The sequence below is a fragment of the Cellulosimicrobium marinum genome (assembly GCF_020551945.1).
Lineage (GTDB): Bacteria > Actinomycetota > Actinomycetes > Actinomycetales > Cellulomonadaceae > Cellulosimicrobium > Cellulosimicrobium marinum.
Genome location: NZ_JAJBZH010000001.1, coordinates 331,546 through 353,809, shown reverse-complemented (window position 1 = coordinate 353,809; position 22,264 = coordinate 331,546). Strand labels below are relative to the sequence as shown.

Annotated in this window: 21 protein-coding genes and 1 riboswitch; of the genes, 13 read left to right on the top strand and 8 right to left on the bottom strand. The window is 73.5% G+C overall.

Going from position 1 to position 22,264, the window contains the following annotated elements; all coding sequences use genetic code 11:
* Positions 1–11: 11 nt before the first annotated feature.
* The 3 genes from LGQ04_RS01580 to LGQ04_RS01570 all read left to right on the top strand — a co-directional run bounded on the left by LGQ04_RS01580 (position 12) and on the right by LGQ04_RS01570 (position 3,394).
* Positions 12–845: an HAD family hydrolase gene (locus LGQ04_RS01580; protein ID WP_229241716.1), complete on the top strand. Its 834-nt coding sequence runs from the start codon at positions 12–14 to the stop codon at positions 843–845.
* A 336-nt stretch (positions 846–1,181) separates the two neighbouring features.
* Positions 1,182–2,579: an NAD-dependent malic enzyme gene (locus tag LGQ04_RS01575; RefSeq protein WP_229241715.1), complete on the top strand. Its 1,398-nt coding sequence runs from the start codon at positions 1,182–1,184 to the stop codon at positions 2,577–2,579.
* The gene (locus LGQ04_RS01570) at positions 2,576–3,394 is read left to right on the top strand and encodes a TrmH family RNA methyltransferase (RefSeq protein WP_229241714.1); all 819 of its coding nucleotides are present in this window, start codon (positions 2,576–2,578) and stop codon (positions 3,392–3,394) included. Before LGQ04_RS01575 ends, LGQ04_RS01570 begins: the two co-directional genes overlap by 4 nt.
* Positions 3,395–3,412: 18 nt before the next feature.
* On the opposite strand, the gene LGQ04_RS01565 is transcribed toward LGQ04_RS01570, so the two are convergent.
* On the bottom strand, positions 3,413–3,805 hold the full coding sequence (locus LGQ04_RS01565) for a DMT family transporter (RefSeq protein WP_229241713.1): 393 nt from the start codon (positions 3,803–3,805) through the stop codon (positions 3,413–3,415).
* A 2-nt stretch (positions 3,806–3,807) separates the two neighbouring features.
* Positions 3,808–4,122 carry a DMT family transporter gene (locus LGQ04_RS01560; protein ID WP_229241712.1) on the bottom strand — a complete coding sequence of 105 codons (315 nt, stop codon included), beginning with the start codon at positions 4,120–4,122 and terminating at the stop codon, positions 3,808–3,810.
* A gap of 12 nt (positions 4,123–4,134) precedes the next feature.
* A riboswitch (guanidine-III (ykkC-III) riboswitch) is annotated at positions 4,135–4,202 on the bottom strand.
* A gap of 230 nt (positions 4,203–4,432) precedes the next feature.
* On the opposite strand from LGQ04_RS01560, the gene acs reads away from it, so the two are divergent.
* A complete protein-coding gene (acs, locus tag LGQ04_RS01555; protein WP_229241711.1) occupies positions 4,433–6,448 on the top strand; it encodes an acetate--CoA ligase in 2,016 nt (671 codons plus the stop codon).
* Positions 6,449–6,557: 109 nt separating this feature from the next.
* Positions 6,558–7,436, top strand: a complete 879-nt coding sequence (locus LGQ04_RS01550; protein ID WP_229241710.1) for a pentapeptide repeat-containing protein — start codon at positions 6,558–6,560, stop codon at positions 7,434–7,436.
* A 17-nt stretch (positions 7,437–7,453) separates the two neighbouring features.
* Here the strand turns inward: LGQ04_RS01550 and LGQ04_RS01545 are convergent, their stop codons facing one another.
* The gene (locus LGQ04_RS01545; RefSeq protein WP_229241709.1) at positions 7,454–8,824 is read right to left on the bottom strand and encodes an MFS transporter; all 1,371 of its coding nucleotides are present in this window, start codon (positions 8,822–8,824) and stop codon (positions 7,454–7,456) included.
* A gap of 98 nt (positions 8,825–8,922) precedes the next feature.
* On the opposite strand from LGQ04_RS01545, the gene mshD reads away from it, so the two are divergent.
* Genes mshD through LGQ04_RS01530 form a run of 3 tightly spaced genes read left to right on the top strand, consistent with a single transcriptional unit; the run spans position 8,923 to position 13,319 of the window.
* Positions 8,923–9,888: a mycothiol synthase gene (mshD, locus tag LGQ04_RS01540; protein ID WP_229241708.1), complete on the top strand. Its 966-nt coding sequence runs from the start codon at positions 8,923–8,925 to the stop codon at positions 9,886–9,888.
* 55 nt (positions 9,889–9,943) lie between these two features.
* On the top strand, positions 9,944–12,277 hold the full coding sequence (locus tag LGQ04_RS01535) for an RNA degradosome polyphosphate kinase (RefSeq protein ID WP_229241707.1): 2,334 nt from the start codon (positions 9,944–9,946) through the stop codon (positions 12,275–12,277).
* Positions 12,278–12,281: 4 nt separating this feature from the next.
* On the top strand, positions 12,282–13,319 hold the full coding sequence (locus tag LGQ04_RS01530) for an NUDIX hydrolase (protein WP_229241706.1): 1,038 nt from the start codon (positions 12,282–12,284) through the stop codon (positions 13,317–13,319).
* A gap of 13 nt (positions 13,320–13,332) precedes the next feature.
* On the opposite strand, the gene LGQ04_RS01525 is transcribed toward LGQ04_RS01530, so the two are convergent.
* The 3 genes from LGQ04_RS01525 to LGQ04_RS01515 all read right to left on the bottom strand — a co-directional run bounded on the left by LGQ04_RS01525 (position 13,333) and on the right by LGQ04_RS01515 (position 15,960).
* Entirely contained in the window at positions 13,333–14,334 is a 1,002-nt protein-coding gene (locus LGQ04_RS01525; RefSeq protein WP_229241705.1) for an inorganic phosphate transporter, read from the bottom strand.
* A 5-nt stretch (positions 14,335–14,339) separates the two neighbouring features.
* Entirely contained in the window at positions 14,340–14,960 is a 621-nt protein-coding gene (locus tag LGQ04_RS01520; protein ID WP_229241704.1) for a DUF47 domain-containing protein, read from the bottom strand.
* 400 nt (positions 14,961–15,360) lie between these two features.
* Positions 15,361–15,960, bottom strand: coding sequence for a hypothetical protein (locus LGQ04_RS01515; RefSeq protein WP_229242367.1), 600 nt, complete (start codon positions 15,958–15,960; stop codon positions 15,361–15,363).
* 192 nt (positions 15,961–16,152) lie between these two features.
* Here LGQ04_RS01515 and LGQ04_RS01510 point away from each other — a divergent pair, with 192 nt between their 5' ends.
* Positions 16,153–17,607 carry a sugar porter family MFS transporter gene (locus LGQ04_RS01510; protein ID WP_229241703.1) on the top strand — a complete coding sequence of 485 codons (1,455 nt, stop codon included), beginning with the start codon at positions 16,153–16,155 and terminating at the stop codon, positions 17,605–17,607.
* Between the two features lie 49 nt (positions 17,608–17,656).
* Here the strand turns inward: LGQ04_RS01510 and LGQ04_RS01505 are convergent, their stop codons facing one another.
* Positions 17,657–17,992 (bottom strand): hypothetical protein, encoded by a 336-nt coding sequence (locus LGQ04_RS01505; protein ID WP_229241702.1) that lies wholly within the window; start codon positions 17,990–17,992, stop codon positions 17,657–17,659.
* 161 nt (positions 17,993–18,153) lie between these two features.
* Here LGQ04_RS01505 and LGQ04_RS01500 point away from each other — a divergent pair, with 161 nt between their 5' ends.
* From LGQ04_RS01500 to LGQ04_RS01490, 3 genes are all read left to right on the top strand, one after another.
* Positions 18,154–18,681, top strand: coding sequence for a MarR family winged helix-turn-helix transcriptional regulator (locus LGQ04_RS01500; protein WP_229241701.1), 528 nt, complete (start codon positions 18,154–18,156; stop codon positions 18,679–18,681).
* 93 nt (positions 18,682–18,774) lie between these two features.
* Positions 18,775–20,475, top strand: coding sequence for an MDR family MFS transporter (locus LGQ04_RS01495; protein WP_229241700.1), 1,701 nt, complete (start codon positions 18,775–18,777; stop codon positions 20,473–20,475).
* Positions 20,476–20,634: 159 nt separating this feature from the next.
* Positions 20,635–21,126 carry a MarR family winged helix-turn-helix transcriptional regulator gene (locus LGQ04_RS01490; protein ID WP_229241699.1) on the top strand — a complete coding sequence of 164 codons (492 nt, stop codon included), beginning with the start codon at positions 20,635–20,637 and terminating at the stop codon, positions 21,124–21,126.
* A gap of 21 nt (positions 21,127–21,147) precedes the next feature.
* Here LGQ04_RS01490 and msrB read toward each other — a convergent pair whose 3' ends face one another.
* Positions 21,148–21,609: a peptide-methionine (R)-S-oxide reductase MsrB gene (gene msrB / locus LGQ04_RS01485; RefSeq protein ID WP_229241698.1), complete on the bottom strand. Its 462-nt coding sequence runs from the start codon at positions 21,607–21,609 to the stop codon at positions 21,148–21,150.
* A gap of 115 nt (positions 21,610–21,724) precedes the next feature.
* Between msrB and LGQ04_RS01480 the strand changes: the two genes are divergently transcribed.
* On the top strand, positions 21,725–22,225 hold the full coding sequence (locus LGQ04_RS01480; RefSeq protein ID WP_229241697.1) for a hypothetical protein: 501 nt from the start codon (positions 21,725–21,727) through the stop codon (positions 22,223–22,225).
* The last annotated feature ends 39 nt before the right edge of the window (positions 22,226–22,264 follow it).

Sequence of the window (22,264 nt, the reverse complement as noted above, 5' to 3'; positions counted from 1 at the left end):
AGGCTCACGGCGTGACCTCGCCGTCCGAGCAACCACACGTCCCCGACGACCGCGTCGCCGCGTTCTTCGACCTCGACAAGACGATCATCGCGACGTCGTCGGCGGCCGCGTTCTCGCGCCCGTTCTTCGCCGGGGGCCTGCTCAACCGCGCCGACGTGCTCCGCAGCGCGTACGCCCACTTCCTCTTCATGGTGGGCGGCGCCGACGCCGACCAGACGGAGCGGATGCGCGCGCACCTGTCGAGCCTCGTCACCGGCTGGGACGTCGCGACCGTCTCGCGCATCGTCACCGAGACGCTGCACGAGCACATCGACCCCGTCGTGTACGCCGAGGCGGTCGAGCTCATCGACTCCCACCACGCCCACGGGCACGACGTCGTCGTCGTGTCCGCGTCCGGCAGCGAGGTCGTCGAGCCGATCGCGGCGGTCCTCGGCGCCGACCACGTCATCTCCTCGCGCATGGCCGTCGAGGAGGGCCGCTACACGGGGTCGATCGACTTCTACGCCTACGGGGAGAACAAGGCCGTCGCGATCCGCGAGCTCGCCGACCGCGAGGGGTACGACCTGGACGCGAGCTACGCCTACTCCGACTCCGTGACCGACGTCCCGATGCTCGACGCCGTGGGGCGCGCGTCCGTCGTCAACCCGGACCGGGCGCTGCGCCGGCTCGCCGCCGAGCGCGGCTGGGGCGTCCTCACGTTCACCAAGCCCGTCGCGTTGCGCAGCCACCTCTCGCCCCGCGCGCCCGCGCTCGCCGCAGCCGGGGTGCTCGTCGTCGCCGTCGTGGCCTGGTGCGTGTGGCGCGCGGCCCGCCGTCGGGCCCGACGGCGCCAGGACGGCACCTGACCGGCCGGACCGGCCGTTCGAGGTGACCGTCGGAGGCGACCGTCGGGGCAGCCGTTCGAACACCGCGGTAGAACACCGTGTGCACGTCTCGCCCCGCACCCCTCGACCGCTTGCGCTCCCGGCCCTCCCGGGCTGTCATGGGAGGAACAGCATCGCGGCGGAACCCACGCGCAGGAAGTCCACGTAGGGACTCGCTGACCGGGCGGGACCAGGCCACAGCCGGCCCCCCGCACCGTTGCAGCGGAGACGAGACAGCACGCCTGATAGCCGCCGCGATGCTGGCGGGACGGCGTCCGCGAGGGCGCCGTCGTCGTGCCCGGCGCGATACTGGTCCGCATGACCAGTGCGCCCAGCGTGTCGTCGTCCATCACCGCCCGTCTCCAGGTCGAGGCCCGCCCCACCGCCGTGAGCGAGCTGACGACGGCGATCGAGCAGACCGGCGGTCTCGTGTCCGCGCTCGACGTCACGGCGTCGGGCCACGAACGCATCACCGTGGACGTCACCGTCGCGACGCGCGGCGAGGACCACGCCGCCGAGATCGTCGACGCGCTGCGCGGGCTGCACGGCGTCACGGTGGACCGCGTGTCCGACCGCACCTTCCTGCTGCACCTCGGCGGCAAGCTGAAGATCGAGTCGAAAGTGCCGATCCGCAACCGCGACGACCTGTCGATGATCTACACGCCCGGCGTCGCGCGCGTGTGCGAGGCGATCGCGGCGACGCCCGACGACGCCCGCCGCCTCACCATCAAGCGCAACACCATCGCGGTGGTCACCGACGGGTCGGCCGTGCTCGGCCTCGGCGACATCGGACCGCTGGCGTCGCTGCCCGTCATGGAGGGCAAGGCCGCGCTGTTCAAGCGGTTCGCCGACATCGACGCGTTCCCCATCGCCCTCGACACGACCGACGTCGACGAGATCGTGCGGACGGTCAAGGCGATCGCCCCCGTGTTCGCGGGCATCAACCTCGAGGACATCTCCGCGCCGCGCTGCTTCGAGATCGAGCAGCGCCTGCGCGCCGAGCTCGACATCCCGGTGTTCCACGACGACCAGCACGGCACCGCGATCGTCGCGCTCGCCGCGCTCACCAACGCCCTCACGGTCGTCGGCAAGGACCTGCCCGACGTGCGGGTGGTCCTGTCCGGCGCGGGAGCGGCGGGCACCGCGGTGCTCAAGCTCCTCCTCGCGGCGGGCGCGCGCGACGTCGTCGTCGCCGACGTGGAGGGGGTCGTCCACCCGGCGCGGCCCGGCCTCTCGCCGTCGCTCGCGTGGACCGCGGTGAACACCAACCCGCGCGGCGTGACCGGCACGCTGCGGGACGCCGTCGTGGACGCCGACGTGTTCATCGGCGTCTCCGCGCCCGACGTCCTCACGGGCGAGGACGTCGCGCGCATGGCGCCCGGCGCGATCGTCTTCGCCATGGCGAACCCGCGCCCCGAGGTCGACCCGGTCGAGGCGGCGCGGCACGCCGCGATCGTCGGCACCGGACGGTCGGACTTCGCGAACCAGATCAACAACGTCCTCGCGTTCCCGGGCGTGTTCCGCGGCCTGCTCGACGCGCGCTCGCACCGCATCACCGACGCCATGCTGCTCGCCGCGGCCCGCGCGCTCGCGTCCGCCGTGCACCCGGACCAGCTCAACCCGACCTACATCATCCCGAGCGTGTTCAACCCCGAGGTGACGACCCTCGTCGCCGCCGCCGTCGAGCAGGCCGCCACGACGACGCAGGAGGCGTGAGCGTGCAGCGCGTCACGACCCGCAACGCGGCCTTCCAGCAGTGGGAGGCCCTGCTCGCCAACCGGACCAAGCGGCACCGCGCGGGCGAGACGATCGTCCAGGGCGTCCGCCCGATCACCGTCGCCGTCGAGTCGGGGTGGACGGTGCGCACGTGGCTCGTCGACGCGGACCGCTCGCTGTCCTCGTGGGCGCACGGGATGCTCGACCGCGTCCGCACGCGCCGCTTCGCCGTGTCGAGCGCGCTCATGCGCGAGCTCGGCGGCAAGGACGACGACGCGCCCGAGCTGCTCGCCGTCGTCGCCACCCCGCCGGACGACCTGGGCCGCCTCACCGTGACCGACGACTTCCTCGGCGTCGTGATGGACCGGCCGACCAGCCCCGGCAACGTCGGGACGGTCGCGCGCTCCCTCGACGCGTTCGGCGGGACGGGCCTCGTCGTCGCCGGGCACGCCGCCGACCCGTGGGACCCGCGCGCCCTGCGCGCGAGCACCGGCTCGCTGTTCGCGGTGCCGACGGTCCGTGTCCCGGCGGGCCGCGACGTCCTGGGCTGGGTCGCGGCGCAGCGCGCCGCGGGTCGCCCGCTGACCCTCGTCGGCACGGACGAGCACGGCGACGTCGAGCTCGCCGACCACGACCTCACCGGGCCCACGCTCGTGCTCACCGGGAACGAGACGTCGGGCCTCAGCGCGGGCTGGCGCGACGCGTGCGACGTCATGGTGTCCATCCCCATGGCCGGGTCCGCGAGCTCGCTCAACGCCGCGAGCGCGACGACCGTCGTGCTCTACGAGGCGGTCCGCCAGCGCCGCGCGACCTGACGCCCACCGAGAAGGACGTCAGGACCGACCGACCGCCGCGCGCCCGGCCTCGGGACCGGCGTCGGCGTCGGGGCCAGGGCCCGGTGTGGGCTTCCCGGACGGGACGAGCTTGAGCCCGACCACCGCGGCGATGATGCCGACGATGAAGACGACCTTGCCGACGCTGACCGACTCGTCGCCGCTGAGGATCGCGTACGTGACGGTGAGCGCCGCGCCGACACCGACCCACACGGCGTACGCCGTGCCGATGGGGATGTGCTTGGTCGCCCAGCCCAGGCCGATCATGCTGAGGGCGAGCGCGACGAAGAAGACGATCGACGGCGCCAGGACGGACAGGCCGTCGGACATGCCGAGGGCGGTCGCCCAGACCGCCTCGAAGACGGCGCTGACGAGAAGGACGATCCACGGCACGGTCAGCTCACCGCCTTGAGACCGATGACGGAGCCGACGAGCAGCACGAGCAGGCCGACACGGGCCAGGGTCGCGCGCTCCGTGCCGGTGACGAAGCCCCAGACGACGGTGAGCGTCGCGCCGATCCCGACCCAGACCGCGTAGGCGGTGCCGGTCGGCAGGGACGTCATCGCCCAGGCCAGCCCGACCATGCTCAGGGTGATGGCGACGACGAAGACGACCGTCGGTCGCCACTTCCGGAAGTTCTCCGACGCGCCGAGCGCGGTGGCCCACACCGCCTCGAGCAGGCCCGAGAGGACCAGGACGAGCCATGCCATGACAGACACTCCTTCGAGGCAGTCTTGTCCGGTGCGGGTACTGCTCCCTCGTCCGCAGAGTCACCTCCGTGCAACTCTGGTACTAACGTACCACAAATGCGCCAGGCGTCGCGGGCGCCATGGCTCGGACGACTTTGCTACCGATCCCGCCGAATCGTAGGACGGTGTGACCGCCCTCACCCGGAGGGGTCTAGACTCCGCAGGGTCGGGGCCCGAACGGCGGGCGCCCGGCCGCCCCGCGTCCGTCGCCGCTCTCCCGGCGACCCGCGCGCGGGCGCCGCACCGAAGTCGATGCGCACCGGAGGTCAGCGTGCCAGAGAACGAGTCCACCCCTGCTCAGACCGGTCTGGAGAACCTCCTCCACGAGACCCGGAGCTTCCCGCCGAGCCCGGAGTTCGCCGCGCAGGCGAACGCGACGCCCGAGCTCTACGAGGAGGCGCGTACCGACCGGCTGGCCTTCTGGGCGAAGCAGGCGAACGAGCTCGTCTCGTGGCGGACGCCGTTCACCGAGACGCTCGACTGGTCGCAGGCCCCCGTCGCGCGCTGGTTCGCCGACGGCACGCTCAACGCGGCGTACAACGCGGTCGACCGGCACGTCGAGGCCGGCCTGGGCGACCGCGTCGCGATCCACTTCGAGGGCGAGCCGGGCGACACGCGCACGGTCACGTACGCGGAGCTGCAGCGCGAGGTGTCGCGCGCGGCGAACGCGCTGGCGGCGCTCGGCGTCTCCACCGGCGACCGCGTCGTCATCTACCTGCCCATGATCGTCGAGGCGGTCGTCGCGATGCTCGCCTGCGCGCGGCTCGGCGCGCCGCACTCGGTCGTCTTCGGCGGCTTCTCCGCCGACGCGCTGCGCAGCCGCATCGCCGACGCGGAGGCCACCCTCGTCATCACCGCCGACGGCGGGTACCGGCGCGGGTCCGCGTCGGCGCTCAAGCCCGCGGTCGACGAGGCGCTGGCACCCAAGGAGGGCGCGGAGCCGACGACCGTGCAGCACGTCCTCGTGGTGCGGCGCACCGGGCAGGACACCGCGTGGACCGAGGGGCGCGACGTGTGGTGGCACGACGCGCTCGAGTCGGCCGACACGACGCACACGCCCGTCTTCGTCGAGGCGGAGCACCCGCTGTTCATCCTCTACACGTCGGGGACCACGGGGAAGCCGAAGGGCATCCTCCACACGACCGGCGGCTACCTCACGCAGGCCGCGTTCACGCACAAGAACGTGTTCGACCTCAAGCCCGAGACGGACGTGTACTGGTGCACGGCCGACATCGGCTGGGTCACCGGCCACTCGTACGTCGTGTACGGGCCGCTGCTCAACGGCGCGACGCAGGTGATCTACGAGGGCACGCCCGACTCCCCGCACCAGGGCCGCTGGTGGGAGATCGTCGAGAAGTACAAGGTCTCCATCCTCTACACCGCGCCGACGGCGATCCGTGCGTGCATGAAGTGGGGCGCGGAGATCCCGGCGAAGTTCGACCTCTCCTCCCTGCGCGTGCTCGGCTCGGTGGGCGAGCCCATCAACCCCGAGGCGTGGATGTGGTACCGCCGCGTCATCGGCGGCGACCGCACGCCGATCGTCGACACGTGGTGGCAGACCGAGACGGGCGCGATCATGATCTCGCCGCTGCCCGGCGTCACCGCGGCGAAGCCCGGCTCCGCGCAGGTGCCGCTCCCCGGCATCGCCGCGACCGTCGTCGACGACGAGGCGCACGAGGTGCCGGACGGCGGCGGCGGCTACCTGGTCCTGTCCGAGCCGTGGCCGTCGATGCTGCGCGGCATCTGGGGCGACCTGGAGCGCTTCAAGGACACGTACTGGTCGCGCTTCCCCGGCATCTACTTCGCCGGCGACGGCGCGAAGAAGGACGAGGACGGCGACATCTGGCTGCTCGGCCGTGTCGACGACGTCATGAACGTCTCGGGCCACCGCCTGTCGACGACGGAGATCGAGTCGGCGCTCGTGTCGAACGACCTCGTGGCGGAGGCCGCGGTCGTCGGCGCGTCGGACGACCTCACGGGCCAGGCGGTCGTCGCGTTCGTCATCCTGCGCGGCGAGCACGCGTCCCGCGCGGCCGACGCCGACGGCGCGGCGGCGGTCCAGACGGAGTTGCGCAACCACGTGGCGAAGGAGATCGGCCCGATCGCGAAGCCGAAGAAGATCCTCGTCGTGCCGGAGCTCCCCAAGACCCGCTCGGGCAAGATCATGCGCCGTCTCCTGCGCGACGTCGCGGAGAACCGGACCGTGGGCGACGCGACGACGCTCGCGGACTCCTCGGTCATGGAGCTCATCGCGTCGGGCCTGCAGAAGCCGTCGTCCGAGGACTGACGTCGAGCACGGGGTTGTTGCCGTTCTCCTCGCGGGGGCGGCACCAACCTCGTTCTCGTCAGCACGTCTCCCCGTGCTCGTGGGGCCCCCGGCGGCGTAGCGTCGGGGGGTGCCCGCCTCTCCCCCGACCGACCGTCGCGCACTCGTGGAACGGCTCGACCTGCGCGCGGACTGCTCGCGCTGCACCGGGCTGTGCTGCGTCGCGCTGACGCTGCAGCGGTCGAGCGACTTCGCGATCGACAAGCCCGCGGGGACCCCGTGCCCGAACCTGCGCTCCGACTTCGGGTGCGCGATCCACTCGCGGCTCCGCACGAGCGGGTTCCCCGGCTGCACGGCATACGACTGCCTGGGCGCCGGGCAGCGCGTCACCGCGGCGGTCCGCGCGGCGCACGACGGCGCGACGTGGCGCGACGACCCCGCCGCGGCCCGCGAGTCGTTCGCCGCCCTCCCCGTCGCCACGCAGGTCCACGAGCTGCTCTGGTACCTGGCCGAGGTGCTGTCCCTCCCCGGCGCGGCCCCGGTGCACGACGACGCCCGGTCGGCCCTGGACCGCCTCTCCCGTCTCGCGGACCTCGCCCCGGCGGACCTGCTCGCGGCCGACGTCGCCGGCGTCCGGCGCGAGGTCGGGCCGGTCGTCGACGACGCGAGCGCGCTCGTGCGCGCCGCGGCCCGGCCGGGCGGCGGTCGTCGGCCACGCGGCCACCTGCTGACGCGGCTCCGGCCGGGCGCCGACCTCGTCGGGGCGGACCTGCGCCGACTGGACCTCTCCGGGACGGACCTGCGCGGCGCGCTGCTGCTCGGCGCGGACCTGCGCGACGCCGACCTGCACGCGGTGGACCTGCTCGGCGCCGACCTGCGCGGTGCGGACGTCCGGGGCGCGGACCTCGCGCGTGCCCTCTTCCTCACGCCCGCCCAGGTCGGCGCGGCCCGCGGCGACGTACGGACGCGCCTGCCCGCCGCCCTGGACCGCCCGACGGCCTGGAGGTAGCGCGGGCTCTCGGCCGGTCAGCCCCGGACCGACGGCGCGGCGGATCGGCGCGCGACCGCCCGGGCGAGCGGGAGGGCCACGGCGGCGCACACCGCGACGAGGACCGCCGCGCCCCACGCGAGCGCCCCGTACGAGGAGAAGCCGATGATCGCGCCCGCGAGGATCCCGCCGAGCGCGCCGCCGCCGTTCATCAGCAGGTCGGACAGTCCCTGCACGGCGGTGCGCGACCCCGTGGGCGTGGCGTCGACGAGGAGCGCCGACCCGGCGACGAGGCCGCACGACCAGCCGAGCCCGAGCAGCACGAGGCCGACGGTGAGCCGGGCGGAGTCCTCGCCGGGCGCGCCCGCGACGACGACGGCGGACGCGAGGAGCAGGAGGCCGCCGAGGTAGAGCACCCGGGCGTGGCCGAACCGGTCCGCGAGCCAGCCGACGACCGGGCTGAGCGCGTACATCCCGGCGATGTGGGCGCTGATGACGAGCCCGACGACCTGCAGCGTGGCGCCGCCGTGGTTCATGTGGACGGGCGTCATCGACATGAGGCCCACCATGACGAGGTGGCTGAGGACGATCGCGCCGAGGGCGAGCCGCGCCGTCGGGCTCGAGGAGACGACCGACCACCCGGCGCGCAGGCCTCCCCCGCGCGGCAGGGGGTTCGCGGGGGCGTCCGCGGGGCCTCCTGCAGCGGTGCCGCCCGCGGGGGCCCGGGAGACCAGCAGGGGGTCGGGCCGCAGGAGCACCGCGACGACGACGGCGGCGAGGGCGAACGCGATCCCGCCGAGCACGAACGGGGCGGCGCTCGGTGCCGTGTCGCCGTGGTGGGCGTGCGCGTCCCCGCCCAGCCGCAGCGCGGGCCCGGCGACGCGGTCGGCGAGCCCGGCGAGCGTCGGCCCGACGACGGAGCCGACCGTCGTCGCCCACACGACGACGGACAGGTCGCGTGCGCGGTGCGCGGGCGTCGCGAGGTCGGTGGCGGCGAAGCGCGAGGCGAGCCCCGCGGCCGTCCCGGAGCCGAACAGCATCATCGCGACGACGAGCAGGGGCCACGACCCGACGAGCACGGCCACCGTCGCGAGCGCCGCACCCCCGGTCGCGAGCGCGAAGCCGAGGAGGAGGGAGGGTCGTCGCCCGTGCCGCCCGGCGACGTGCGCGAGCGGGAGGGCGACGAGCGCCGCCCCGACGACACCGCCCGTCGCGGTGAGACCGGCGATGGCGTCGGACCCGGACAGCGCCGACGCGACGAGGGGCGCGACGGCGATGCCGCTCGCGACGCCGACGCCCGAGAGCACCTGCGCGGCGGCGAGCGTCGCGACCGTGCGCCGCTGGACGGCGGTGTCGGACGTCTCGGCCAGGTGCGGGGAACCGTCCTGCGACGGCGGGGGTGTGGTCACCCCCGCACGGTAGGCGGACGGAGCCGGTGCGGGCGAGCGTCAGGACCGCCACCGTCCGTCAGGATCCTGCCACGCCGCACGGGGGGCAAGATGGACGGGTGGAGACCGAGATCCTCTGGCACGCCGGACCCCTCATCGACGACGTCGAGATCGCCCAGGTGCACGCCCTCGCGGCGGCCGCCCGGGAGGCGGACGGCGTCGCGCCGCTCTCGGAGCAGCCGCTGCTCAACCTCCGGACCGACAGCGACGACGTGGTCCACCTGCTGACCTGGCGCCGGGGCGAGCTCGCCGGGTACGCGCAGGTCGACCGGCGGGGCGACGCACCGAGGGCGGAGCTCGTGGTGCGGCCGACGTACCGGCGCCGCGGCCTGGGGTTCCACCTCCTCGCGAGCGCGGCGGACCGCGCGTCCGAGTCCGCGACCGCACCGGGGTCGTCGTCCGGTCCCCCGACGAACGGCGCACCGGCGTCGCTGCGGGTCTGGGCGCACGGCGACCTCCCCGCGGCGCGCGCCCTCGCGGCCCGGTCCCGCTACGTCCCCGTCCGCGAGCTCCTCGTGCTCGCCCGACCGCTCGACGCCCTGCCGGAGCCGCCGCCGGTCCCCACCGGCCTGTGGCTGCGCCCGTTCGTGCCCGGGGACGACGACGCGGCGTGGGTCCGCGTCAACGCGGCGGCCTTCGCCCGGCACCCCGAGCAGGGGCGGCTGACGGTGGCGGACCTGCACGACCGCGTGCGCGAGGACTGGTTCGACCCGGAGGGACTGCTCCTGCTCGAGCGCGGGGAGGGCGGTCTCGTCGGTTTCGTCTGGACGAAGGTGCCCACGGGGCAGGACCCGTCGCGCGCGCCCGAGGGCGAGATCTACGTCGTCGGCGTGGCACCCGAGGCCCAGGGCCAGGGGCTGGGAGGGCTGCTCACCGCCGTCGGCCTCGCGCACCTCGCCCGCGTCGGGGTGGGCACCGCGGTCCTCTACGTGGACGGCGACAACGTCCCCGCGCTGCGGACCTACGAGCGCGCCGGGTTCACCCGCCGGGAGGTCCACGTCCAGTACGCGCCCGACGGGCCGTGACCACGAGGAGACCCACGTCACGCGCCGTTCATCCGGCGGTGACACGATAGGGCGCATGAGCACGACTGCGGAGAAGAGCGGACGGACCCGGGACTCCAAGGGGCGCTTCGCCGCCGACGACGAGCAGCGCCCGAACGGAGCGCGCGCCGCGATCGACCCGTCGCTCGCGGCGCACATCGCCGAGCACATCGCCGAGGAGCCGGAGATCGACGGCAGCGTGCTCGAGACGGACGCGCCGCCCCTGCCGGACGACCGGTTCGCCGACCGCGAGCTGAGCTGGCTCGCGTTCAACCAGCGTGTGCTCGAGCTCGCCGAGGACCCGCAGCAGCCCCTGCTGGAACGCGTGCGCTTCCTGGCGATCTTCGCGTCGAACCTCGACGAGTTCTTCATGGTCCGCGTCGCCGGGCTGAAGCGCCGCATGGCGACGGGCATCGCCGTCACCGCCGCCTCGGGGCTCTCCCCGCGCCAGGTGCTCGACGCGATCAGCGAGCGCGCCCACGCGCTCATGGACCGGCACGCGAAGGTGTTCGCGGGCGACGTCCAGCCGGCGCTCGCCGCCGAGGGCATCACGCTGGTGCACTGGGACGAGCTGGAGACGCGTGAGCAGGAGCGCCTGCACAAGTACTTCCGCAAGCAGATCTTCCCCGTCCTCACCCCGCTCGCCGTCGACCCGGCGCACCCGTTCCCCTACATCTCGGGGCTGTCGCTCAACCTCGCGGTCGTGGTGGCGAACCCCACGACGGGCAAGGAGCACTTCGCGCGTGTCAAGGTGCCGCCGCTGCTGCCGCGGTTCATCGCGGTCGACGCGCGGGGCCGGCCCTCCGCGCCGACGTCGAAGACCGCGGCGTCGGACCGCGGGCCCACGTCCTTCGTGCCGGTCGAGGAGGTCATCGCCCAGCACCTCGACCACCTGTTCCCCGGCATGGAGGTGCGGGAGCACCACACGTTCCGGGTCACGCGCAACGAGGACGTGGAGGTCGAGGAGGACGACGCCGAGAACCTCCTCCAGGCGATGGAGAAGGAGCTCCTGCGGCGGCGCTTCGGCCCGCCGGTGCGGCTCGAGCTCACCCACGGGATCAGCCCGCGCATCCGTGCGCTGCTCGTGCGCGAGCTCGACGTGGTCGAGGAGGAGGTGTACGAGCTCACCGAGCCGCTCGACCTCACGGGCCTCAACCTCATCGCCGACCTCGACCGGTCCGACCTGCACTACCCGCCGTTCGTCCCGACGACGCACCGCCTGCTCGCGGAGGTGGAGAGCGCGTCCCCGACCGACGTCTTCGCCGCGATCCGCGAGCGCGACGTGCTGCTGCACCACCCGTACGACTCGTTCTCCACGTCCGTGCAGACGTTCCTCGAGCAGGCCGCGGCCGACCCGGCCGTGCTCGCGATCAAGCAGACGCTGTACCGTACGTCGGGCGACTCCCCGATCGTCGACGCGCTCATCGACGCCGCGGAGGCCGGCAAGCAGGTCCTCGCGCTCGTGGAGATCAAGGCGCGGTTCGACGAGCAGGCGAACATCTCGTGGGCGCGCAAGCTGGAGCAGGCGGGCGTGCACGTCGTGTACGGGATCGTCGGGCTCAAGACGCACTGCAAGCTCTCGCTCGTCGTGCGCCAGGAGTCCGACGGGCTGCGCCGCTACTGCCACGTGGGCACGGGCAACTACCACCCGAAGACGGCCCGCCTGTACACCGACCACGGGCTGCTCACGTGCGACCCGGACGTCGGTCAGGACCTCACGCGCCTGTTCAACCAGCTCTCCGGCTACGCGCCGCAGTCCCGCTTCCACCGCCTGCTGGTCGCGCCCCGCACGGTCCGGTCGGGGCTCGTCGAGCGCATCGAGCGCGAGGCCGCTGCGGCACGCGAGGGCCACGAGGCGTGGGTGAAGATCAAGGTGAACTCCGTCGTCGACGAGACGACGCTCGACGCGCTGTACCGGGCGTCGCAGGCCGGCGTGAAGGTCGACCTCGTCGTCCGCGGCATCTGCGCGGTGCGGCCCGGCGTCCCCGGTCTGTCGGAGAACATCCGGGTGCGCTCCATCCTCGGGCGCTTCCTCGAGCACTCCCGCATCTTCGCGTTCGCGAACTCCGCCGGTCCGGCGATCGGCGAAGGGCCCGAGTCCGGGCCCGAGGTGTTCATCGGCTCCGCCGACCTCATGCACCGCAACCTCGACCGCCGGGTGGAGGCGCTCGTCCGGATCACCGACGAGGGCCAGGTGCGCGAGCTCCTCGACCTGCTCGACACGTCGATGGCCGACTCGACGGCGTCGTGGCACCTCGACGCGGACAACACGTGGCACCGCCCCGAGGCGGCGCCCGACGGCGGTCCCCTGGTCGACCTGCAGGCGGGGCTGGTCAACCGCCAACGGCGCCGGCTGGTGGGGAGGCGCTGAGCGCATGGGAGTTCCGCCGTCCGCACTCCAGGGCGGGGTCCCGCTCGTGCCCGCCCTCGGGCCCACGCACGTCGAGCACGCCCCCGTGATCGAGTCCGCCGGTGCGCTGGTGTGGCGCCGTCACGAGGGCGAGCTGCAGGTGCGGCTCGTCCACCGGCCCCGCTACGACGACTGGTCGTGGCCCAAGGGAAAGCTCGACCCGGGCGAGACCTTCCCCACGGCGGCGGCCCGCGAGGTCGCGGAGGAGACGGGCAAGCCCGTCGTCCTCGGCGTCCCCCTGCCGGGGCTGCAGTACCTCACCCCCGAGGGGCGCGTGAAGCGCGTGCACTACTGGGCGGCACGGCGCGCCTCGCGGTCGCGCGACGCCGGCGCGCTCGCCGCGCGCGCCCCCGTCCCCCCGGTGTCCCCGCAGGAGATCGACGACGCCACGTGGCTCTCGGTGCCCGACGCCGCGCGCCGGCTCACGCGGTACGCCGACCGCGGTCCGCTCGACGCCCTCGTCCGCGAGGACCAGGAGGGCCGCCTGGACACGCACGTCGTCGTCATCGCCCGTCACGGCAAGGCGGTCGCCCGTGGCACGTGGCACGGCGAGGAGCAGGACCGCCCGCTCACGCCGGCCGGCCACGCGCAGTCGGTGGCGCTGGTGCCGGTGCTCGCCGCGTACGGTGTCGAGGCGGTCGTGACGAGCCGGTGGGAGCGCTGCGCGCGCACCATCGAGCCGTACGGCCGCGCGGCGGGGCTCGAGCCGGTGCGCAGCGACCACCTCTCGGAGGCGCAGCACGAGCGGTCCCCCGCCCGGGTCGCGCGCACGGTGCGCGAGCTCCTGGAGGCCGGGCGGTCGTCGGTGCTGTGCACCCACCGCCCGGTCCTGCCGACGGTGCTCGACGTGCTCGGGCAGCACTCGCGCCGCGCGGTCGCGAACGCTCTGCCGACGCGCGACCCGTACCTGGAGCCGGGCGAGATGATCGTCGCGCACGTGGCGCGCACGCCGCGGGGTCCGCGCGTCGTCGCGGCCGAGAAGGTGGCGCCGCCGCTGCACTGACGGCGACGACGGGTCAGATGAGGATCGGGCCGAGCACCCAGTAGACGACGGCCGCGACGAGGGCCGCCATCGGGATGGTGAGAACCCACGCGGCGCCGATGTTCTTGGCGACGCCCCAGCGCACGGCGGAGAGCCGCTTCGTCGCACCGACCCCCATGATCGCGGACGTGATGGTGTGCGTCGTGGAGACGGGCGCGTGGAAGATGAACGCGTTGGCGTAGAGGACGAGCGCGGAGACGGACTCGGCGACGAACCCGCGCGCGGGGTCGAGCTCGATGATCCGCCGCCCCAGCGTGCGCATGATGCGCCAGCCGCCCGCGTAGGTCCCGAGCGAGATCGCGCCCGCGGCCGACAGCTTCACCCACAGCGGGATGGTGTTGTCGTCCTGGAACCCGCCCGCGACGAGCGCGAGCACGATGACGCCCATCGTCTTCTGCGCGTCCTGGAGGCCGTGCCCGAGGGCCATGGCGGCGGCGGACGCGGTCTGCGCGATGCGGAACCGGCGGAACGCCTTGGCCGGCGCCGCCCGGCGGAACAGCCACAGGACGCCGACCATGAGCGCGAACGCGAGGCCGAACCCGATGAGGGGCGAGAAGATCATCGGGAGCACGACCTTGTCGAGGATCGCGTCCCAGTGCACGGTGATGCCCGACGCGATGCCCACGCCGGTGAGCCCGCCGATGATCGCGTGGGTCGACGACGACGGGAGCCCGAACCACCACGTGATGAGGTTCCACGTGATGGCGCCGACGAGGCCGCACAGGACGATGACGAGACCCTGGTGCGGTGGCACGTCGCCGACGGCGACGATGTCCTCGGCGATGGTCTGCGCCACGGCCGTGCCCATGAGGGCGCCGACGAGGTTGAAGAACGCGGCCATCAGGAGCGCGGCGCGCGGCGTGAGGGCGCGGGTCGAGACCGACGTCGCGATCGCGTTCGCCGCGTCGTGGAAACCGTTGGTGTAGTCGAACGCGAGCGCGAACGCCACGACGACGACGACGAGCACTACCTCCACGGCGCTCAGGACTCCTTGAGCGCGATCGTCTCGACCGTGTTGGCGACCTTCTCGAAGGCGTCGGCGGCCGCCTCGAGCGTCTCCACGATCTCCTTGAGCTTCATGAGCAGGATCGGGTCCGACACCTCGTCGAAGAGCTGGGCGAGGAGCTTGCGGTGCAGCTTGTCGGCCTGGTTCTCCAGGCGGTTGAGCTCGACCCAGAACTCCGCGAGGTCGCTCATGGACCGCAGGCGCGGCATGGCATCGGCGGTGAGCTCGGCGGCGCGCTGGAGCACCTGGACCTGCTCGGACACCCGTGCCGGGAGCTCGTCGACCTTGTACAGGACGATGAGGTCGGACGCCTCCTCCATGAAGTCCATGCAGTCGTCGAGCGCGGACGCGAGCGCATAGATGTCGTCCCGGTCGAACGGGGTGACGAACGTCTGGTTGAGGCGCCGCATGATCGTGTGCGTCGAGTCGTCCGCGAGGTGCTCCGTCTCGCTGAGCTGCTTCGCGATCTCCTTGCGCGTCGCCCGGTCGGCGCCGAGCAGCTCTCCGAGGAGCGTGGAGCCGGTGACGAGGTGCTGCGCCAGGTCGGCGAGGAGGTCGAAGAACGAGGTGTCGCGCGGTGTCAGGCGCAGGCGCACGGGTGGCTCCGTTGTGGCGTGGTGGGCGTCGTCACGAGTGGGGACGGTCTCGGTGCGGTCCGGCACGGCCCTCCCCGGAACCGACGGCCTCCGAGGAGACATCGACGGGGTGCGGGTGAACGCCGGTCGAACTCTCGTCAAATGTAGCCGACCGTCACGCGTGCTCCGGCACCGGAACCTGTGCGTCGGCCACGAGGTCCGTCAGGGCCTGTCCGCGTCGTCGCGGCGGCACGCCGCCGAGGGAGCGACGCCGGGCCGGGAGCGCCTCTCGGCGCGTGGCCGCTCGGAGCGGCTGAGTGTGGAGCCCGGGGCTACCGCGGCCCGGCGTCGTCGTCCATCGTACGGGTCGGCCCGGCGTGCAGGCACCCCGGGGGCGCCCGTGTTCGCGGAGCGCGATCGGTCAGTCCAGGCGACCCGCGCGCCACAGCGAGGCCGCGTGCTCGAGCTCCTCGGCGGTCCGCTGGAGGGACGACGCGCCACGGGTCGTGCGCAGCGCGCCGTCGGGGTCGGCGACCTCGCGCGCGTCCGCGTCGAACGCGGCGCCCGTCGCGAGGATGCGGCAGAACGACGCCGCGCGCTCGAGCGCGACGGCGAGGTCGCCCGCGAAGACTCCGGAGAGCACGTCGTCGGCGAGCCGGCGCAGGTCCTGGGGCTCGGGCGGTCGCGGCACGCCGGCGATCGCCTCGTGGACGGGAGCCGCGTCGACGCCGAGCCGGTAGCGCAGGGCGACCGTCTGCGGGTCGCGGCGCACCCACTCCCGCAGGACGTAGAGCCGCCAGAGCGCGCCGGGGAGCGAGCCGGGGGCGGCGTCCGCCCAGAGCGAGGCGACGACGTCGAGCCCCTCGGTCTCGACGAGACGGACCAGACGCGCGACGACCTCCGGGTCCTCGGCGTCGCGTGCGCCGTGCACCATCGCGTGCGCGGTCGTGTGCGCGACCTGGTCGCGCAGGGCGGGGTCGAGCTCGCCCGGGAGGTCCTCGGCGTCGCGGGGGTCGAGCATCGCGGGGCGGCGGGGGCGGGGCGGCCGCGGGGCGTCGTCGGGCATCGCCCCAGTCTCCCCCTGCCGGTGCCGACGACGCACGCCCGCGCCGCCCGGTCCGGCGACGTGCCCGTTCGCCGCGCCCGGCCGACGTGTCCGCCCTACAGTGACGAAAGGGACCGGCAGGGCCCGGAGAGCGACCGGAGGGGATCCATGTCCAGCAGCGACGCCGCAGGTCAGCCGACAGCCACCGCGAAGGACGCGCAACGCAAGGCGATCGGTCTCGCCTTCGCGGCCGCGGTCGGCGGCTTCCTCTTCGGGTTCGACTCGTCCGTCATCAACGGTGCGGTCGAGGCGATCGAGGGCCAGTTCGAGCTGAGCTCGGGCGTGACCGGCCTCGTGGTCGCGATCGCCCTGCTCGGGTGCGCGCTCGGGGCGTGGTCGGGCGGCAAGCTCGCCGACCGCTGGGGGCGCACGCGCGTGATGGTGCTCGGGGCGGTGCTGTTCTTCGTCTCGTCGATCCTGTCCGCGATCGCGTGGTCCGCCGTCGACCTCGCGGTGTGGCGCTTCATGGCGGGGGTCGGCATCGGCATCGCGTCGGTCATCGCCCCGGCGTACATCGCGGAGATCGCCCCGGCCCGCCTGCGCGGCCGCCTCGGCTCTCTGCAGCAGCTCGCGATCACGGTCGGCATCTTCGCCGCGCTGCTCTCGGACCAGCTCCTCGCGGAGTCGGCCGGCGGTGCGGCGAACGAGCTGTGGCTGGGCTGGGAGGCGTGGCGCTGGATGTTCCTCGTGTGCGTCGTGCCGGCCGCGGTCTACGGCCTGCTCGCCGCGCGTATCCCGGAGTCGCCGCGCTACCTCGTGGCGAAGGGCCGGGACGACGAGGCGCGCTCCGTGCTGGCGTCTGTCCTGGGCCCCGACGAGGACGTCGACGACCGCATCGCGCAGATCCACCGGTCCATCGCGATCGACGAGCGCAACGCGGCGGAGGGCACGCTGCGTGGCCCGCGCTTCGGGCTCAAGCCGATCGTCTGGGTCGGCATCATCCTGTCGATCTTCCAGCAGTTCGTCGGGATCAACGCGATCTTCTACTACTCGACGACCCTCTGGCAGTCGGTGGGCTTCGACGAGAGCCAGTCGTTCCTCTTCTCGACCATCACGGCGGTGACCAACGTCGCGGTGACGTTCATCGCGATCGCGCTCGTCGACCGTGTGGGTCGACGCCCCATCCTGCTCATCGGGTCCGCGGGCATGACCGTGTCCCTGGCGCTCATGGCGCTGGCGTTCACCTTCGCGAGCGGCACGGGCGACGACGTCTCGCTCCCGGACCCGTGGGGACCGGTGGCGCTGGTGGCAGCGAACGCGTTCGTCGTGTTCTTCGGTGCGTCGTGGGGACCGCTCGTGTGGGTGCTGCTCGGCGAGATGTTCCCCAACCGCATCCGCGCTGCGGCGCTGGGCGTCGCGGCGATGGCGCAGTGGCTCGCGAACTTCACCGTGACCATCGCGTTCAAGCCGCTGCTCGACGCCTTCGGGGCGTCCGTCCCGTACCTCGCCTTCGCGGTCTTCGCGGCGCTGTCGTTCGTGTTCGTCCTCGGCAAGGTCCCGGAGACGAAGGGGATCGAGCTGGAGGACATGGGCAACGAGTCCCGGTCGCGGGCGTCGTCCTGACGGGACGTGCCCGCGCGGCGGGAACCGGTGCCGCCGCGCGGGCACCGGGTCAGCAGCTCGTGACGCCCCGGATGTAGGAGGGGTTGGCGCTGTTCTTCACCCAGTACCAGGAGACCGTGGCGTACGGGGTGACGGTCTGGCACGCGAGGTCGAAGCCCAGGGCGATGTCGAGCCGCTTCTTCACGGTGACGGAGGAGCAGTTGCGGAAGTACGTGGTGTACGGGGTCTGGCGGTAGATGCGGTTGCTCGCGACGTAGGTCCACGACGTGTGCTTCACCTGCGACATGCCGCAGGGCTGGGCGGCCTGGCTGGCCGGCGCGGCCACGACCATCCCTCCGACCGCCATCATGGCGGCCAGCAGGCTCGAGATCAGTCGACGTCTCATGTCTCTCCCTCGAAACGGGCCCCCTCGGACGGGGGGCGTGGCGGGAGGCTAGCAACGGGGCCGTGGTCCCGCTCGACGAGGGTTGGTGAGGCGACACGTCCAGATGGTTGCTACAAGCAACTTGCGGGCGTACTCTTGCCTGCAGCAACCAAGGAGTTCCCGTGCCCGTCACCCCCACCCTCGTGCCCGACGACGCGCCCCCCGCCTCCCCCGGCCGCACCCCGACCACCGCGCTCGTCCGCGCGCTCGACGACCTCGCCCGGGTGCAGAAGGAGAGCGCGGCGCGGCTCGCCCGCGAGCTCGACGTCCCCCGCGCCGCCCTCGGCGTCCTGCGCATGCTCGACCGCTGCGGCACCGTCCAGCTCGGCGACGTCGCCGGCCGCCTGCGCGTCGACCTGTCCGTCGCGAGCCGTCAGGTGAGCCACCTCGTCGACGCCGGCCTCGCCCACCGCACGGTCGACGACGACGACCGCCGCGCCCGCACCGTCGAGCTCACCGACGCCGGGCGCGAGGTCGTGCGCCACTCGGGCGCGCTCGTCGAGGCCATGGGCGCCGAGGTGTTCGCGGACTGGACGCCCACCGAGATCCACGCCGCCACCGAGCAGATCGAGCGCGTGACCGCCGCGGTCACCGCCGCGCACGCCCTCCCCGCGCCGCTCCCCGCCCCGACCCCCGCCACGACCGGGTGACCGTCGCGCCCGACGACCCCCACGCCGTCGGGCAGCCCCACCGCGCAGCGCCGCGCCCGACCTCCTGACCGCCTCTCCCCGAGGAGCCCCCTCATGACCACCGCCACCCCGGCGACGCCACCCGACGTCGCGCCCACCATGACGCGCCGCGAGGTGCTGGAGTCCCTCTCCGGCATCCTCCTCGGCATGTTCGTCGCGATCCTCGCGAGCTCCATCGTGTCGAGCTCGCTGCCCAAGATCGTCAGCGACCTCGACGGCTCGCAGGCGTCCTACACGTGGGTCGTCACCTCGACCCTGCTCGCGATGTGCATCTCCACCCCGATCTGGGGCAAGCTCGCCGACCTCACCGACCGCAAGGTCCTCATCCAGGTGGCGCTCGTCGTCGCCGTCGTCTCCTCCGCGCTCGCCGGCCTCTCGCAGAACGTCGGCACGCTCATCACCTTCCGCGCGTTCCAGGGACTCGGCGCGGGCGGCCTCATGGCGCTCGCCACCGTCCTGGTCACCGACATCATCTCCCCGCGCGAGCGCGGCAAGTTCATGGGCCTCATGGGCGGGATCATGGCCGTCAGCCAGATCGGCGGCCCCCTGCTCGGCGGCGTCCTCACCGACACCGTGAGCTGGCGCCTCAACTTCTTCGTCGGGCTGCCGTTCGCCATCGCCGCCATCGTCGTCCTGCAGCGCACGCTGCACCTGCCCACGGTGGCGCGCCGCGTCGTGCGGATCGACTACTGGGGCGCGGGCCTCATCAGCGTCGGCGTCGCGACGCTGCTGCTCTGGGTGACGTTCGCCGGCCAGAACTTCGACTGGCTCTCCTGGCAGACGTACGTCATGGTCGGCGGGGCCGTCGCGGCGCTCGTCGCGGCCGTGCTCGTCGAGCGTGTCGCCGCGGAGCCGATCATCCCGCTCCACCTCTTCCGCAACCGCACGTTCGTCCTCGCCGTCGTCGCGTCCGTCGCCGTCGGCGTCGCGATGTTCGGCACCGCCGTCTTCCTCAGCCAGTACATGCAGGTCGCCCGGGGGAAGACGCCGACCGAGTCCGGGCTGCTGACCATCCCCATGATCATCGGGACGTTCGTCGCGTCGACCCTGTTCGGCCAGCTCATCACGCGCTTCGGCCGGTACAAGGCGATCATGGTCGGCGGCGCGGCGCTGCTCACCGTGTCGCTCCTCGCGCTGTCGACGATCGACTACCACACGAGCTTCGTGCTCGTGAGCCTCTACCTGTTCCTGCTCGGCACGTCCATGGGCATGCTCATGCAGAACCTCGTCCTCGCGGTGCAGAACACGCTCGCGGTCGCGGAGATGGGCGCCGGGTCGTCCACCGTCGCGTTCTTCCGCACGCTCGGCGGCGCGATCGGCGTCTCGGTGCTCGGGGCGGTCCTCGCGTCGAAGGTGTCCACCTCGATCCGGTCGGGCCTGGAAGGACTCGGCGTCCCCGCCGACTCCATGGGTGGCAGCAGCGCCGTGCCCGACGTCGCGACGCTCCCCGCGCCGGTCCGGGACCTCGTCGAGCGGTCGTACGGCGACGGCATCGCGGAGATCTTCCTCGTCGCGGTCCCGCTCGCGCTCGTCGCCCTCGTCGCGGTGTCCTTCCTCAAGGAGGTCCCGCTCGGCACGAAGACGGGTCTGCAGGAGCGCCTCGAGCAGGAGGCGGCACGCACCGCCGACCCCGACGACGCCCCCGTCGACACCACCCCCGGTCGCATCACCCTGGCCGAGGAGACGGAGTCGACCCTCGTCGACGCCCTCGCCCCGGGCGGCGTCGTCGACGACCCGGCGGCCCGCACCCGCTGACCCGGCGGCGCCCCCCGTCCGCTGAGTGCGGGAGATCTGTCGTCCCGAATCGATTCGGGACGACAGATCTCCCGCACTCAGCGGACGGGGCACCCTGTCACGGGTGACGTTTGGGTCACGGGCGTGACCCGTCGGCGTGCGGGGCGCCATGATGGGCCTGTGCCCCACGAGACCCCCGCCCCGCAGCCCGCACCGACGCCCGCGCCCGACGCCGCGTACGTCGACCTCGAACGCGAGCTCCGCATCATGCTGCGCCGCGCCGGCGCGGTCGCCGGGTCCATGGCACGCCGCATCCACCCCGACCTCGACGCGAGCGCCTACCCCCTCCTCGCGCACGTCGCCGACCACCCCGGCGTCCGGGGGTCGGAGCTCGCGGCCCACTTCGGCGTCGGGCGCGCGACCATCTCGCGCCAGCTCAGCCGCCTCCACGGGCTCGGGCTCGTCGCCCGCGAGGTCGACCCGGACGACTCGCGCGGGCAGCGCATCACCCTCACGGCCGACGGCGCCGCCCGCCTCCAGGCCGCGCACGTCGGCCGCGTCCAGTCGATCACCGAGGCGCTCGACGGGTGGGACGAGCGCGACGTCGCGCAGCTCGCCACCCTGCTCCACCGCTACTCCGACGACGTCGTGCGGTGGAACGCCGCGCGGTGACCTCTCGTCGGCCGGTCCGGACTACTGGGCCGGCTCGAACGTCAGGCTGACCGAGTTCATGCAGAACCGGTCGCCCGTCGGGGTCTGCGGGGCGTCGTCGAACACGTGGCCCAGGTGCGAACCACAGCGTGCGCAGCGCACCTCGGTGCGCACCATGCCGTGGCTGCGGTCGGTCAGCAGCTCGACACGGTCGCCCGCCAGGGGGCTGAAGAAGCTCGGCCACCCGCAGTGGGAGTCGAACTTCGTGTCGGACCGGAAGAGCTCGTTGCCGCACGCACGACACGCGTAGACGCCCGTGCGCCTCTCGTCGAGCAGCTCACCGGTCCAGGCGCGCTCCGTGCCGGCGTGCCGCAGCACGGCGTACTCCTGGGGCGACAGCTCGGCGCGCCACTGCGCGTCCGTCTTGGTCACCGCGTAGGCGCCGGCCTCGGGGACGCTCTGCGGGGTGCTCGGCTGGGTGCTCTCGTGGGTCTTGTCGGTCATGATCCACCTCCGACGTGAGCAACCACGCCGGCGCCCGGCGTGTTCCGGCCCCGTGGCGGTCGACCGTCGGGCCGAGCATGATGGGGCGCGAGGGGCGAGGACCGCGAGGAGCGCCATGGCCGAGATGCCGAAGTCGTTGCGACGCCACGTGCACTCGCGCGCCGCGCCCGAGCTGCTGTACGGGGCGGTCGTCACGGGGTCGGTGCTCGCGGTGAGCAGCACGCACGCGCAGACGGGCGACCGCGTGGCGATCGGTGCCGCCGTGGTCGCGGCGATCTACTGGCTCGCGCACGTCTACGTCGACGCGGTGGGCGGCCGGTTCACGGACCCGGAGCACTCGACGGGCCAGCGACTGGCCGAGGCGCTGCGGACGAACACGGGCGTGCTCGTGGGCAGCGTCCCCCCGATCCTCGTGTTCATCGGCGCGCGCGCGCTGGGGATCGACGTCCCCGGGGCGGCGTTCGTGGCGCTGTGGTTCACCGTCGCCGTGCTCGCCGGGACCGGAGCGTACGCGGCAGCACGGGCGGGCGACCGCGGCTGGAGGCTCGTGGGCGAGACGTGCGTCGCGGCGGGTTTCGGGCTCGTCGTGATCCTGCTCAAGGTGCTGCTGCACTGAGCGGCGTCGGGTCGCGCGGACGGCGCGATCTCCCGCTCG